Genomic DNA, 14181 nt, shown 5'->3' with positions numbered 1-14181 from the left:
CATTAATCATTTCTGGCACGGACCTTGATAACAGTCAGGCACCCACCGGGCGATACCGCCTCCCGGGCACCCTAACTTTTAGCAAGGAGCACATCCATGGCTACACCAGCGTACATGTCCGTTACTGGCGAGAAACAAGGCCTGATCACTGCCGGCGCGTTCACCGCCGACTCCGTTGGCAACACCTACCAGGAAGGTCACGAAGACCAGGTCATGGTTCAGGCTTTCAGCCACGACGTGATCATCCCGCGTGACCCACAGTCCGGCCAACCAACCGGTCAGCGCGTACACAAGCCAGTCGTGATCACCAAGGTCTACGACAAGTCCTCGCCACTGCTGCAAGCGGCGCTGACCTCCGGCGAGCGCATGAGCGAAATCGTTATCCAGTGGTACCGCACTTCGGCTCAAGGTACCCAAGAGCATTACTACACCACCAAACTGGAAGACGCGATCATCGTCGCCATCAACAACAAAATGCACAACTGCCAGGATCCGTCGAACTCGCACTTCACGCACCTGGAAGAAGTGCAATTCACCTACCGCAAAATCACCTGGACCCACGAAGTATCCGGTACTTCGGGTTCCGATGACTGGCGCGTTCCGGTCGCTTAATCGCGGCTGACGGTTCCAAACATCGGCCAGCTCTGCTGGTCGATGTCATTTGCGCCTTCCAGGAATTTTCGCGTCCGCAGCGCCCGTTTGGGTGCCGGCGTGCGCCGCAGCACTGCACGAGGAACAAGGGATGTTCGCGCCGGCCAATCAGACTCACTTTGCCCTGACTATCGAAGGTCTGGAAAACGATCTCCAGGTCCTTTCCCTGCAAGGTCGGGAAGCCATCAGCCAGCCTTTTGTGTTTGAGGTGGAGCTGGTCAGTGAACAGCCGTCCCTGGACCTCGAAACGCTATTGCACAAACCGGCCTTTTTGCAGCTCTCGCCTGACGGCAGCGGCATCCATGGCCAGATCTACCGCGCCGCCCAAGGCGATTCCGGCAAACGCCTGACCCGCTATGCCGTGACGCTGCGTCCGCAGCTGTCCTACCTGGCGCACCGTATCAACCAACGCATCTTCCAGAACCTCAGCGTGCCGAAAATCATCGGCATGGTCCTCGAAGAGCACGGCATCCAGAGCAATGCCTACCAATTCAAAGTCGGGGCGATTTATCCCGAGCGCATTTACTGCGTTCAGTACGATGAATCGGACCTGCAGTTCATCCAGCGCCTGTGCGAGGAAGAAGGTATTCATTACCACTTCCAGCACAGCGCCACGGCCCACAAACTGGTGTTCGGCGATGACCAGACGGTGTTCCCGAAACTCGCGCCCGTGGCCTACCAGCAAGACTCCGGCATGGTCGCCAACGACCCGGTGATCAAGCGCTTCGACCTGCGCCTGGAAACCCGCACCAGCCGCACCACCCGCCGCGACTACGACTTCGAAAAGCCGCGCCTGACCCTGGAAAGCGAACACCGTGGCGACGCCCTGCCCGACCTCGAAGACTACGACTACCCCGGCCGCTTCATCGACCGCGAACGCGGCAAGCACCTGGCCAAACGCGCCCTCGAACGTCACCGTAGCGATTTCCAGCTCGTCGAAGGCAAAAGCGATCAGCCGTTGCTGGTCAGCGGCCACTTCCTGGCCCTGACCCAACACCCGAAAGCCAAGTGGAACGACCTGTGGCTGCTGACCGAAATCCTCCACGAAGGCAAACAGCCGCAAGTGCTGGAAGAGTCGGTGACCAGCAACACGACCCAGCTCAAGGACGATTTCCATCAGGGCTACCGCAACCGCTTCCAGGCCACCCCCTGGGACGTGCCAAATCGCCCGCCGCTGAACCACCCCAAACCACGGATCCTCGGCAGCCAAAGCGCCGTGGTCACCGGGCCCAAAGGTGAAGAGATCCACTGCGACCAATACGGCCGCGTCAAAGTGCAATTCCACTGGGACCGCGAAGGCCAGGCCGACGACAAAACCAGCTGCTGGCTGCGCGTCTCTTCCGCCTGGGCCGGCGCCCATTACGGTGGCATCGCCATCCCGCGCATCGGCATGGAAGTGCTGGTCAGCTTCCTCGAAGGCGACCCCGACCAACCGCTGATCAGCGGCTGCCTGTACCACAAGGAAAACGTCGTCCCGTACGCCCTGCCGGCGAACAAAACCCGCAGCACCTTCAAAACCCTGAGCTCTCCGGGCGGCGGCGGATTCAACGAACTGCGCATCGAAGACAAGAAAGGCCAGGAACAAATCTTCCTGCACGCCCAGCGCGACTGGGACGAAAACGTCGAGCACGACCAGAAAATCCGCGTCGGCAACGAACGCCACGACACCGTGGAGAAAAACAGCTACAGCGAATTCAAGGCCGAAGAACACCACACCGTCTATGCCGACCGCAAAGTCGAAGCCCGCGCCAACGACCACCTGACCGTGGGCGTGAACCAGCACATCAAAGTCGGCACCGGCCAGTTCATCGAAGCCGGCCAGGAAATCCACCTGAGCAGCGGCATGAAAGTCGTGCTCGAAGCCGGCAGCGAACTCACCCTCAAAGGCGGCGGCAGCTTCATCAAGATCGACGCCAGCGGCGTGACGCTGAGCGGGCCGGTGATCAACATGAACTCTGGAGGTAGCCCGGGCAGCGGAACCGGGGCGGCGCCGTTGATGCCTGGGGCGTTGAAACAGGCTGATGCGGATAAGGCTGGCGCGGTTCTGAGTCCGGCGCAAATCAATACTCTCAAGCGCAACGCGCCATTCTGTGAAGAGTGCGAGAAATGCAAGGCAGGTGCTTGTGCGATCTGATCTGTTGACTCCGCAGGCTTGGCTTGCAGGACGGCCGCTGCAAACGGGTGAGCGTTTGTACTTGATCGTTAGCGCGGCCAGCGATGCCGAAGCGCTCAAGACACTTTACCAAAATGAACCCACAACCCAGGCGATCCCGATCTGGGGCGGTACACCCTACGCGGCTTGGCAGCCGGTGATGCCCTACCTCACCGAGTTGAAACCCAACTCAAGCTTCCTGTCATGGATTGCCGAAACGGACGCCCTCGATTGGGGGTGGCTGGCCGTTTCCAGCAGCGAACCGAACGTGGTGTTCGAACATCTGCGTAGCCTCACGCAGGTTCGGATGCCGGACGGGACTGAAGTGTTTTTCCGGCTCTGGGATGGGCGGCATATCTACCCGATTCTGGAAGGACTCGGCGATGCCGCTGGTGAAGTGCTGCCGGTGTTTGATCGGTATTTGATTAATGGCAAGAGCCTGGAGGTGGGGCCGAGAGTGGTGCCGCCGGCTAAGGATTGGCCGTGGTGGGAGGTGCCGAAGGCGTTGCTTGATGGCCTGACCAAGCAAAACCCATCGACCGTAGTCGGCAACATGATGCAGTGGTTGAAGGAGGATCACGCCGAACTTTACTTCTCGTTCCCCGAATCCAACCTGCGAACAAAAGTGGCGCGCTTCGTAAAACGCACGCCACTTACGGAAGAAAACTACACAGGGCTGCTGAAAGCCCACTTGGAAAATGAGGTGGCCGTATGAGTATTTTGATGGGTTCGATTGTTGGGAATCTGACAGCAAAACAACCAGACGCTCAGGTCATCATCAGTGATTTCAAGAAGTGTATTGTTGACTACCGCGCCCACGCCGAAGCCTGGTATGGCGGTGCGCTGGATGCGGAACAACAATTTCAGGTCGGTGACGAAGTCGGTACTCAGGACAAAGACAGCAAAGAAAAAGTCGACCTTTACGCAAACTGTCCCGCCAACGGCAAGCTCAAACTGGTTCACAGCTTCGAATCTGCGCGTTTTGTCCCGATTGGCAATACGCCAGTTCGCTTGGTGCCCGTGACTGACGGCAAACTGTACGGAAAAAATGAAGCAGGCCAAGCCATCACCAAGACCATAGGCCCCAGCGGGATTCTGGAAGTCGAAGGTCTTACGCCTAACCAGCAATACAAAATCACGTTTTTCCCGAACCCCACACCCGCGCAAATCGACACCCTGTTCAATTCCTATCAGGGCGTGATCGGTGATCTGAGCGGCTGGCTGCAGACTCAGTGGAGTACTGACTTTTTACCACTCTGGCAGGCGCATAACAGCGCGTCCATGCCTGGCCGTGCCTTGCAAGAGCTGGAAGCTGCCTGGAAAGGTTTTCTAAAGGCCATCATGGGTTTGTGGGGCGATATCAAAAGCCTCTACAACCTGGTCGCGCATCCTCGGGAGAACTACGAAAAGCTCAAGAAGTTCTTCACCGAGGAAGAAATCAAACGCATCTACGACGCCTCGGCGGAAGCAATTCACACCGCCCTGCTGATCGCCAGCGACGAGCCGTTGATGTGGATCTACGTCGCTGCGATCATGGCCTGGGTCAAGATGCTGCCACCGCAGACCTGTACGGAAGTGCTTTCCGAACTGACCACAGAAGTGCTGCTGAATATCCTGGTCGGTGTTGTTTTGACCGGTGGCCTCGGCTTGGCAGTACGTGTCGGTACCAAGGCACTCAGCGCTACGCAAAACGGTGGCAAGGTGCTGAAGCTGATCCAAGACTTCACCTCCATGCTGATGAAAATCAGCAAGAAGAACGCTAAGGCCCACACCGAAGCAGCCCAGCCGTTGCTGCTCAACGGCAATTCGGCGGTCAATCAGGCACGTAAGGCCAGCATTGAAATAGCCACACCCAAGCCCGCGGTAACGGCAACAGCACCGAAGAAAAAACCACCGGTTACAGGCGCAAAGGTGGAAACAGACGCGCAGATCCATACGCGCGGCAAGAAAGAAAACACCACGCGTATCGAACAGCAGGAAAAAGTCGATAACGCACCTGCCCAATCCAAGAACCCAGCCGATCAACCCGCACAGTGCGCTAACAACACCTGTACCAACGGTGAACCCGTTTCGATGGTAACTGGTGAGGAGTTGCTGACCCTTACCGACGGCGAATTAGGCGGATTGTTACGGCTGGAGTGGACACGTCTGTACCGCAGCAGTGCGGTCGAGATAGACAGTCGTCTCGGCCAAGGCTGGAGCCATTCACTGTCCCATCATCTGCAACTGGACGATGAAGGCGTGCTGTGGACCGACAATGAAAACCGACAGACCCGCTTTCCTATGCCGAGCGAACAGCGTCCGGCCATCATCAACAGTCTGGCGCAGTCGGCAATCTACCTGGGCGACGCACCCGGTGAGCTGATCATCAACCAGGCTGGGCAAGGCGACCGTTTTTACCACTTCCGCGCCGGGCGTCTGATCACCATCAGCGATGCCTATGACAACCGGATACACATCAGCTATGACCTGGTCGGCCGCATTCAGCGCATCGACAACGGCGCAGGCCGTGCCTTGCTCTTGCGCTACGACGATCGCCATATTGCGGCGGTGGATCATCAGCAACAACGTTCCGAGTACAACGATCGCGGTGAGCGCCAGGATCCATGGTTAACCATTCAGACCTTGGTCTCCTACCGCTACAACACGCGTAATCAGCTCGTATCCTCGACCAATGCAGCAGGTGAAACCGAGTATTACCGCTACAACGATCAGCATGTCATTCTGGAACGGCAACTGGCCGGGGGCGCCAGCTTCTTCTGGGAATGGGAGCGTGAAGGCAAGCTTTCCCGTTGCGTCCGTCACTGGGCAAGCTACTCGCAACTTGAAGCCCGTTATGTTTGGGACGACAAAGGTACGGTTACCGTCCTCAACGCCGACGGTAGCGAACAGGTGTACGTGCATGATGAAAATGCACGACTGATCAGCGAGACCACCCCTGATGGCGCGGAAACGCAAAAAGCCTACAACGACGAAGGTCGCCTGATCGCAGAAAAAGACGCACTCGGCGCCGTCACCGAGTACCACTACAACGACGCCGGACGCTTGATGTCCGTTGTGCCTGCCGAAGATGAGGCTACACATTACAACTACTTCGATGGTCAACTCATTGAGGTCAAACGTGGCAGAGCTCGCTGGCAATACGAGCGCAACCGCCAGGGCGATATCACCCAGCAAACAGACCCTCACGGCGCCGAAACCCACTACAACTACGACCGCCAGGGTCGCCTGCTGGAGATTCGTCACCCCGATGGTAGTCGTCATCAACTGGGTTGGAACAACCTCGGTCAACTGTTGGAAGAACGCCTGCCCGACGGCGGCCAACGCAAGTACCGCTACGACGCGCTAGGTAGGCAAATCACACGTCAGGATGAAACCGGCGCCATCACTCATTACCAATGGGATGCCGTTGATCGCCTGACACAAATCACCCTGCCCGGCGGTGCCACCCGCGCCTTCACCTATAACCCGTATGGTCGCGTCACCGCCGAACGGGATGAACTCGGGCGCATCACCCGCTACGAATACGCCGATGGCCTGCACTTGGTCAGCCGCCGCATCAATCCGGATGGCAGCCAATTACGCTACCGCTACGACAACTCGCGACTGCTGCTCACCGAGATCGAAAACGAACGTGGCGAGCACTACCACCTTGACTATTACCCGAACGGCCTGATCCAACAGGAAACCGGTTTTGACGGTCGCCGTACCGCCTACGAGTACGATCTCAATGGCCAACTGCTGAAGAAAACCGAATTCGGCGACGACGGCAGCGAGCTGATCACCGAGTACCAGCGCGACGCTGCTGGCCGTCTGCTGGTGAAAACCCTGGCCGACGGTGAAGAAATTCACTACAGCTATGACGCCCTCGGTCGCCTCGTTAACGTTGACGACAGCCACTGGCCCCTCGCCTACGAATACGATCTGCAAGATCGCCTGATCACCGAACACCAGGGCTGGGGCACGCTGCGTTACGAGTACGACAGCGTCGGCCAACTGAAACACTGCCGCCTGCCGGACGGCAGCAAGCTCGACTACCGCCACCAGCCTGGCGGCGAGCTGAGCAGTATCGACCTCAACGGCTCGCGCCTGACCAGCCACCAGTTCAGCGCAGGTCGCGAACAACAGCGCCAACAAGGCCTGCTGCTCAGCCAATACCAGTACGACGAACAGGGTCGGTTGCAAGCCCATAGCGTCAGCCAACGCGAAAAGAATCTGTTCCAGCGCCGCTACACCTACGACGCCAACGGCAACCTTGCTGGCATCGACGACAGCCGCAAAGGCCACCGCAGCTATCACTATGACCCGCTTGACCGCCTGATCAACGTACGCGGCGCTACGCCTGAAAGCTTCGCCCACGACCCGGCGGGCAACCTCCTCGGCCAAAACAACGAGCCGACCGCGAACCTGGCCAACGTCAAGGGCAACCGCCTGCTGATGCAGGGCGACCGTCATTACGACTACGACGCCTACGGCAACCTGATCCGCGAACGCCGCGGCGCCGGGCAGAAACTGGTTACCGAATACCGCTACGACTGCCAGCACCGTTTGATCGGCGTCAGCCTGCCCGGTGGCAGCATCGCGAGCTACAAATACGACGCCTTCGGCCGTCGCATCGAAAAGACCGTCGACAGCCATACCACCGAATTCCTCTGGCAAGGCGAACGCCTCATCGCCGAAAGCGGCGACAACCGCTATCGCAGCTACATCTACGAACCCGGCAGCTTCCGCCCGTTGGCCATGCTCGACGGCGAAGGCCCGCTGAAGGCCGCGCCGTTCTACTACCAACTCGACCACCTCGGTACACCGCAGGAACTCACCGACTACAGCGGCGAGATCATGTGGTCGGCCAAGTACCGCGCCTATGGCAACCTCGCTGCGCTGGACGTCGCCGAAATCGACAACCCGCTGCGCTTTCAGGGCCAATATTTCGATGCCGAGACAGGGTTACATTACAACCGGCATCGCTACTACAATCCGGGGACTGGACGGTTTCTGACGCAGGATCCGATTAAGCTTGCGGGTGGGTTGAATAACTACCAGTACGTGCCTAACCCTACGGGGTGGGTGGATCCGTTGGGGTTGAATGGGTGTCCTGGCAGCGGGGGCAGGACTCCCTCGATGGGAGTTGATAATCCGGCTGCCAAAGCAGCGGTGGATGAGGGAGAGCCTCCTTTACCACAGATGACGCGAGCAGAGAGGCAAGCTCGAATCAATGAGCTAGCGGAAGCGAATGCACACAAAGAACTGCAAAAAATGGAAGCTGCTACACCTGGAGCTCACTTCCTTGAAAAGCATGGTGCGCAGACGACTCTACAATCTCAATACGAAAGAGCAAGCACCGGCAGAAACCCAACGACCGGAGTTATTGAAACCTACAATAAAGGTAAAAAAGCAGGGCAAGCAAAATTACCTAGCGCTGCAACACGCTACACAAGTCATCGTGATCAGCTCAACGCGATAAATCGAGCGCTACAAATCTTCAACAGAACTGGCGATGCCGACTTGGCGAGCAAACCAATCGAAATGGGCCGAAAAATTGGTGAAGGGTACAAAAAAGGAACCCTTAAATATGGAACACAAACCAAAGCAGTGACACATCTAGACGCTAACGGAAAGCTTATTACATCGTACCCGGACTATTAAACAATGAAGCCTACCCCTGAACTATCAAGCTTGCGCAACTTACTTTTCATCTTCGACATTGACTACACAGACGATGACGAACGCGAGCAAATAATAGCTTCAAAAGATGTGAACAACAGGAATGAATTATCAGAGCTGTTTGATCAAATATTACAACCGGAGTTCATCGCCTACCCCAAGAGCGCACGTGACCGCTTTATAAAAACCTTAGAATTCTATTTGGAAAAAGATGAGAATTTCGACGCAATCTTCGACAAACTAAGTACATATTTCGACGATGAAATCGAAGACCACCAACACTTTATGACAGTACTTCTAGAATGCCTAACAAAATATGAGAGCAACATTCAAAACCAATAACGAGCAAAGTAAATCAGGCTAAAAGGACAAATTGACAAAGGGGACAGCCTTTAGCTCTGAAAAAAACCGGATCACCACTCAACAAAGGAATGAACCCTTGTTTACCATCGCACGACCATTCGCCATGCTTTTGGCATTGACCCTTTCTCTTGACGCTGCCGCGCTGTCACTTCGATCAGAAAAACGCGCAGACGGTACAACTGTGTTGCTGCTCACCAATGACCCCGCCCCTGCACGACCACCACAGCTCAACGAAGATCCGGCGATACGCGCCGCCTTGATTGACTTCATCGGTTATGCGACAGGCAGCTACACCAACGATGGCTCGTTGATCGTCACGCAAGTACTGGACGCCCTCGACTCAGAGTTCTCGACGTTTGAGGAAGGTGTACCTGCCGAACGCAAAATGCTGACGGCCATGGATGATGGTAACCACGGCGACGAGCGCGCCGCACTTTTGTTGGACGACAAGGGTCAGTTGATCGCCGTTGGGTTGGTCAATGGGCACTGTACCGTCAAATCACGCACAGAGTCGTTGTCCTGCAATCCCGGCCCCGAAACCGTGCTGACTATCTTCCAGGCGAAAGGCGCCAAGAAGAGCGATGCTGACCCAATCATTGTCTGGAGCAAACAGTTGCCGCCATTGATTGCCTATTGGGCCGAAAGTGAAGATCCCGAAACACGTGCTCGAGCGCAAAAAATTGCCACGGTCGAATACATCATTACTGACCCGAAAAAAGACTCCTGGAACGCCTCGCAATTACCTTCCGACTTCCCGAAGGCGATGCTCCCGTTGCTTCCAAAGAACGCCCATCTGGCGGGCGCTGGCGTCGATGGTGTGTACACCACACCCGGCATGAGAGGCGCACCGATTTACGGTGACTTCGACGAATTGGCAGGCCGGCCACGACATGATTTCGAGGTCATGTTGAAAACCTATACAGAGTTCTCTGATGTCGTCGAGTTTTACAAACAGAGAGCTAAAGGTGCCGAGTTAAGTGCGAACGATGAAAAGGCACTGATTGAAGGTGTTGCAGGTGGCGGCACCTACAAAATCGAGATCAAGGATAATGAGGAAGAAGGAACGGCCATCACTTTTTCCGCGTGGAGAAAAGAAGTTTGAATCACTTTAACTAAATGATCGAACGCAATTCGGCAGACTTATTCAAATCTTCGTGACGGGTAATCTGCCCTTTGCCCAATGTCGAAATCAACAATGGTCTTTCAAACCTCACCGGCCAAATGACAGGCATGAAAATGTACACAATCATGCGTTATTTCCTGCTTATCGCGCTGGCCCTCCCACTGCTTTCTTGTGCAGCCGAAAGCGATGGCTCAGTACCTGGCGATGTCTCCGATTACATAACAAGCAGAGACAACTGTGACTCTCTGCGCGGAGATATTCCTGGGCCGGACCCCGCCGCCCCGGACAACCTCAGCCGTGTCATCAGCGATATCAATAAATACTGCAAGGGCACAGATCAAAAACTGAAGCAGTTGAAAAAGAAATACTCCGAAAACGAAAGCATTGTGAAGTTGCTCTCGACGTACGAAGAAAATATTGAAGTGGATATGAGTTTTTAGCTTCACCATCAAGGACGACTGAACATCAATCCACGGGGCTGGTTATCCGAAACCCCACTGCTACCGGGTGAACGCACCTCCACGGCAGGATCAAACGCCTCGACAATGGCGCCGGTCGCGCCCTGCTCTTGCGATACGACCGTAAGCACATCATCGCCGTCGAGTATCAACAATTTATTCCCGCAGACAATCTGCCCCCTTTTGACTGCTCTTTTGTCTGCGTCTACCCTCCCCTCAGTTAGGTTTCAAGGAGCAGGAATGAAGTTCTGGAACGATATCGATGGCAGCATCTTCTTCAACCAGGTTTTCAAAACTCCCATAGCGATTGGACTCATTGAACTTTTCACAATAAATATCGACCACAACAGACCAACGATAATACTGGAATTTGACATCGAAGAACTCCCTGACGCCCCTCCCTCAAAATGGAAAAGGGCTGAATTCAACACATGTCGCATCGGTTTAAACTGCAGCGAAATCAGCAACCTGACGATCAAAAATATACCTACAAAAGAAAAACTTAGCATAAGAATCACTCAGAGCGAAAATCTCTTCATGATTCACGCTTCGAACAACAGCTCGATAATTGAATTCACAACGAAACATCCACTACTTTGTGGTCCCTCGGTTTATATGAACGATAAAAAACCCGAGTTCACTTAAAACCAAATCTGACTCAATTTTTCAACCCACCGGGACGTCTGACAAAAGCATCGGACATTTCCCGCAACTTCTATCGCCATCCATGAACTTGTACACCCCCTCCTCCCCAGATAACCTCCCCCAGTCGTTGCAACCTCAGCGACCGGTTTTGACAGACCGAACACGATCAAGGCATGCAAATGCCGCTTTGCGGCTCCATTAGTTCAGGAGCTTCACCATGAAAAAATTTCCACCCGATTCCCTCGACCCCCTCCAACTCAGCCAAGCAACCCAACGCACCATCAGCGCCCGCCTCCGCGATCCAAAAAATCCCGACCCCATCAGCCACGTTTTCACCCTCCTCCCCAACATCGACACCGAAACCCTGTTAAGCCACGCCTGCGAAACCCTCGCCTCGCTCAACGTGCTGACCACTGACTTTGCCTGCGAGCTCGAAGGCTCGCACCGCAGCCTGGCGCTATCGATTCAGCAATTGGCCGTACTGGGCGAGTTATTGGTAAACCGGGCGCTGGACAATCTCGATCCACCCGGTGGGACGTCCGATGCTCAGGAGGTGCAGCCATGACTCGATACATGCCGATTACCGGCATCGACTGCACGATCCCTTCCCTGCTGATCGACACCGAAGCGCCTGTCGACGTGTTGCAAGACACGGCGGCGTATCGCATTCGCAGCGTCACTCAACTGTTGGAAACGCTTTCCCTGGGCGAAGCGATTGGTGGTGATGCTGCGCTGTTGCAAGAGTTTGCGCGGGTGTTGGCCATCCCGTTGCGCGATGGCTGCGATTTGCTGGATGTGGTCGGACGGCGGTTACGGGCGCAGCTTTAAATTTCCCAATAAAAATGGGCGACTTCAAGGTCGCCCATTTTTATGCCCGAAACATTTAAACATCGCCGCACAGACTTATACACGCGGCACTTCGCAAGAGTTTGTTAAAAACTGTCTTTAAATTTCTGATCATTCCAAAATTCGACTCAACATCGTGAGCAAAAAAACCAAAAAACTGGCGCTTCGGTCAAGTAACGCCTCACCTGAAAACAGCAAAAAAACAAAACAATGGTTTTCAGCCAGCCTTCAAATTATGCTTGGGCCTACAGTATGGAGGCTGTGATTTATGTTCAAGCTCAAACGGAAAACGTGGATTTTTCTCTTGGTCTACATAGTAGGTGTCAGTGGCTATATCTACTACCTCTACGTCGAGACTCAAGGAATCCTCACTGAGAATATTAATAACAAGCTGCTGCATGCCGCGCTGGGGGCGTCGGCCATCCTTGGCGATCGCTACCATGACAATCTGATCGACAAACAGTCCAAATCCGAGACGGAAGACTGGAATGCCATTCAACGGCTCTCCAGCTTCAATGATTCCATGGGGACTGCTTTTGTCTACAGTGTGGTCAAACGCTCGGGCGAGGCTTTTCTGGTCAGCTCCAGCGCATCGAAAAAGGAGATCCAGGAGAAGAATTTCGTACGCTTTTTCGATCCCTACCCGGATGCCAGTCAGGCTTTGCTCGACAGTTTTGAACGCACCGAACCCACCTGGATCGACTACTCGGATCACTGGGGAGATTTTCGCGCCGTCTTCGTCCCGATGAAATCGCAGGACGGTACGATTTATATTGCGGGTGCGGAGATGACGTTGGCGGATTACTACCAGCAACTTAATCAAGACTCCCTGCAGCATATCATCCTGGCCATTCTGGTATTTCTCGTCTTCAGCCTTATACGCATGCGCGCTCATCTCCAGCAATTGCAAATAAACGAAGAGGTATTGAATCAGGCAAAAAATGCCGCCGAGGACGCTGATCGTTCAAAAACCAGGTTTTTGGCCACCATGAGTCATGAAATTCGCACGCCCATGTACGGTGTTATCGGCGCGACCGAGTTGCTGGCGAGGTCCGCCCTGAACCGCGAGCAAAGCAGTCTGCTACAAACAATTAATACAAGCGGACGAACCCTGCTGTCTCTTATCGACAACATTCTCGATCTTGCAAAAATCGAAGCAGGCAAACTTGAATTGAAGCCTCGTGTCTTCGAAGTCAGAGCTCTGGTTTCATCCAGTATTGAAATGATCCGGCAAAACATTCAGGACAAGCCAATTGTACTTGAGGCCCAGGTCTCACCAGACGTACCTCCCTTGGTCAAAACCGATACCAATTGCCTGCGCCAGATATTGATCAACTTGCTGGGCAATGCGGTTAAATTCACCGAGGCCGGAAAGGTATCGCTCATGGTCACGACTAGTGGTTACGGCACTCGAGCCCGACTCGAGTTCTCCATACGCGATACCGGCATAGGTATCCCCATGGAACGGCAAGACAGCCTGTTCAAGCCCTTTGCTCAGTTTAAAGGACCGGCCAGTCAACGCTTTACCGGGAGTGGGCTCGGTCTTTCCATCTGCAAAAATCTGGTCGAGGCGCAGCAGGGGACTTTATCCTTTACCAGTCAGCCTGGCGTCGGATCGACGTTCTCCTTCTCACTCCCCATGGAGCTTTTTTCAGTCTCGGAATTACCCATCCGGGATGATCATGCATCGGTTGGTTTCGACTCATCTTTTGCCGAGGATTACCCGCTCGATATTCTGCTGGTGGAAAACCATCCCGTGAGTCAGAAAGTTGCCATGGCGATGTTGCAAGAGTTGGGTTATGCGCCCGACCTTGCGTCAAATGGCTTGGAGGCGGTCAATCAGTGCATGACTTCGACTCCAGATATCATTTTTATGGATATCAACATGCCTGTCATGGATGGGCTGGAGGCCATCCATAAAATCCGCAAACTGGCACTGGGCGATACTTGCTACATCGTCGCTTTCACCGCGAGTGCTTTTTCGAGCGAGATAGAACGTTTCAGGGCCGCCGGTGCCAATGATATTTTGACCAAACCGGCAAATTTTCAGGCCTTGACCCGCGTGCTACAGCGTGCAACCAACTACCGGCAGCAGCTCCAGGCCAGCACTCCGATAATGGATACAGTTTCGGGTTGAAATGGACTCCGGCTACAAACGCCATTACAGCCCCCGGGTAGGGTGTCCGGCGCCGCCGCTTTAACCCAGCCAATAAAAATGGGCGACCCCAGGGTCGCCCATTTTTTATATCCGAAACTTTTAAACAGCACCTCCCAAAGAA

The 14181-nt window shown here is 54.8% G+C and carries 11 protein-coding genes; all 11 read left to right on the top strand.

Annotated elements, in window-relative coordinates; genetic code table 11:
• The first annotated feature begins 96 nt into the window (after window positions 1-96).
• The 11 genes from AB7M22_RS07870 (at window position 97) to AB7M22_RS07820 (ending at window position 14039) form a co-directional block, all read left to right on the top strand.
• Window positions 97-612, top strand: coding sequence for an Hcp family type VI secretion system effector (locus tag AB7M22_RS07870; protein WP_007900657.1), 516 nt, complete (start codon window positions 97-99; stop codon window positions 610-612).
• A gap of 130 nt (window positions 613-742) precedes the next feature.
• Window positions 743-2785 carry a type VI secretion system tip protein TssI/VgrG gene (gene tssI / locus AB7M22_RS07865; protein ID WP_454185813.1) on the top strand — a complete coding sequence of 681 codons (2043 nt, stop codon included), beginning with the start codon at window positions 743-745 and terminating at the stop codon, window positions 2783-2785.
• Window positions 2775-3518 (top strand): DUF4123 domain-containing protein, encoded by a 744-nt coding sequence (locus tag AB7M22_RS07860; RefSeq protein ID WP_454185812.1) that lies wholly within the window; start codon window positions 2775-2777, stop codon window positions 3516-3518. Before tssI ends, AB7M22_RS07860 begins: the two co-directional genes overlap by 11 nt.
• Window positions 3515-8449 carry an RHS repeat-associated core domain-containing protein gene (locus tag AB7M22_RS07855; protein WP_454185811.1) on the top strand — a complete coding sequence of 1645 codons (4935 nt, stop codon included), beginning with the start codon at window positions 3515-3517 and terminating at the stop codon, window positions 8447-8449. The genes AB7M22_RS07860 and AB7M22_RS07855 overlap by 4 nt, the downstream gene beginning before the upstream one ends.
• Before the next feature lie 3 nt (window positions 8450-8452).
• Complete coding sequence (locus AB7M22_RS07850; RefSeq protein ID WP_454185810.1) at window positions 8453-8809, top strand: hypothetical protein; 357 nt, start codon at window positions 8453-8455, stop codon at window positions 8807-8809.
• 124 nt (window positions 8810-8933) lie between these two features.
• Complete coding sequence (locus tag AB7M22_RS07845) at window positions 8934-9932, top strand: hypothetical protein (RefSeq protein ID WP_032836013.1); 999 nt, start codon at window positions 8934-8936, stop codon at window positions 9930-9932.
• 71 nt (window positions 9933-10003) lie between these two features.
• Window positions 10004-10393 (top strand): hypothetical protein, encoded by a 390-nt coding sequence (locus AB7M22_RS07840; protein WP_454185809.1) that lies wholly within the window; start codon window positions 10004-10006, stop codon window positions 10391-10393.
• A 258-nt stretch (window positions 10394-10651) separates the two neighbouring features.
• The gene (locus tag AB7M22_RS07835) at window positions 10652-11056 is read left to right on the top strand and encodes an Imm50 family immunity protein (RefSeq protein ID WP_454185808.1); all 405 of its coding nucleotides are present in this window, start codon (window positions 10652-10654) and stop codon (window positions 11054-11056) included.
• 217 nt (window positions 11057-11273) lie between these two features.
• On the top strand, window positions 11274-11621 hold the full coding sequence (locus AB7M22_RS07830; protein ID WP_454185807.1) for a DUF6124 family protein: 348 nt from the start codon (window positions 11274-11276) through the stop codon (window positions 11619-11621).
• Entirely contained in the window at window positions 11618-11884 is a 267-nt protein-coding gene (locus tag AB7M22_RS07825; RefSeq protein WP_454185806.1) for a hypothetical protein, read from the top strand. The genes AB7M22_RS07830 and AB7M22_RS07825 overlap by 4 nt, the downstream gene beginning before the upstream one ends.
• Window positions 11885-12170: 286 nt before the next feature.
• The gene (locus tag AB7M22_RS07820) at window positions 12171-14039 is read left to right on the top strand and encodes an ATP-binding protein (protein ID WP_454185805.1); all 1869 of its coding nucleotides are present in this window, start codon (window positions 12171-12173) and stop codon (window positions 14037-14039) included.
• Window positions 14040-14181 lie beyond the last annotated feature (142 nt).

Source organism: Pseudomonas sp. ADAK2 TE3594 (assembly GCF_053628675.1).
This window is presented reverse-complemented; position numbering and strand designations above follow the sequence as displayed.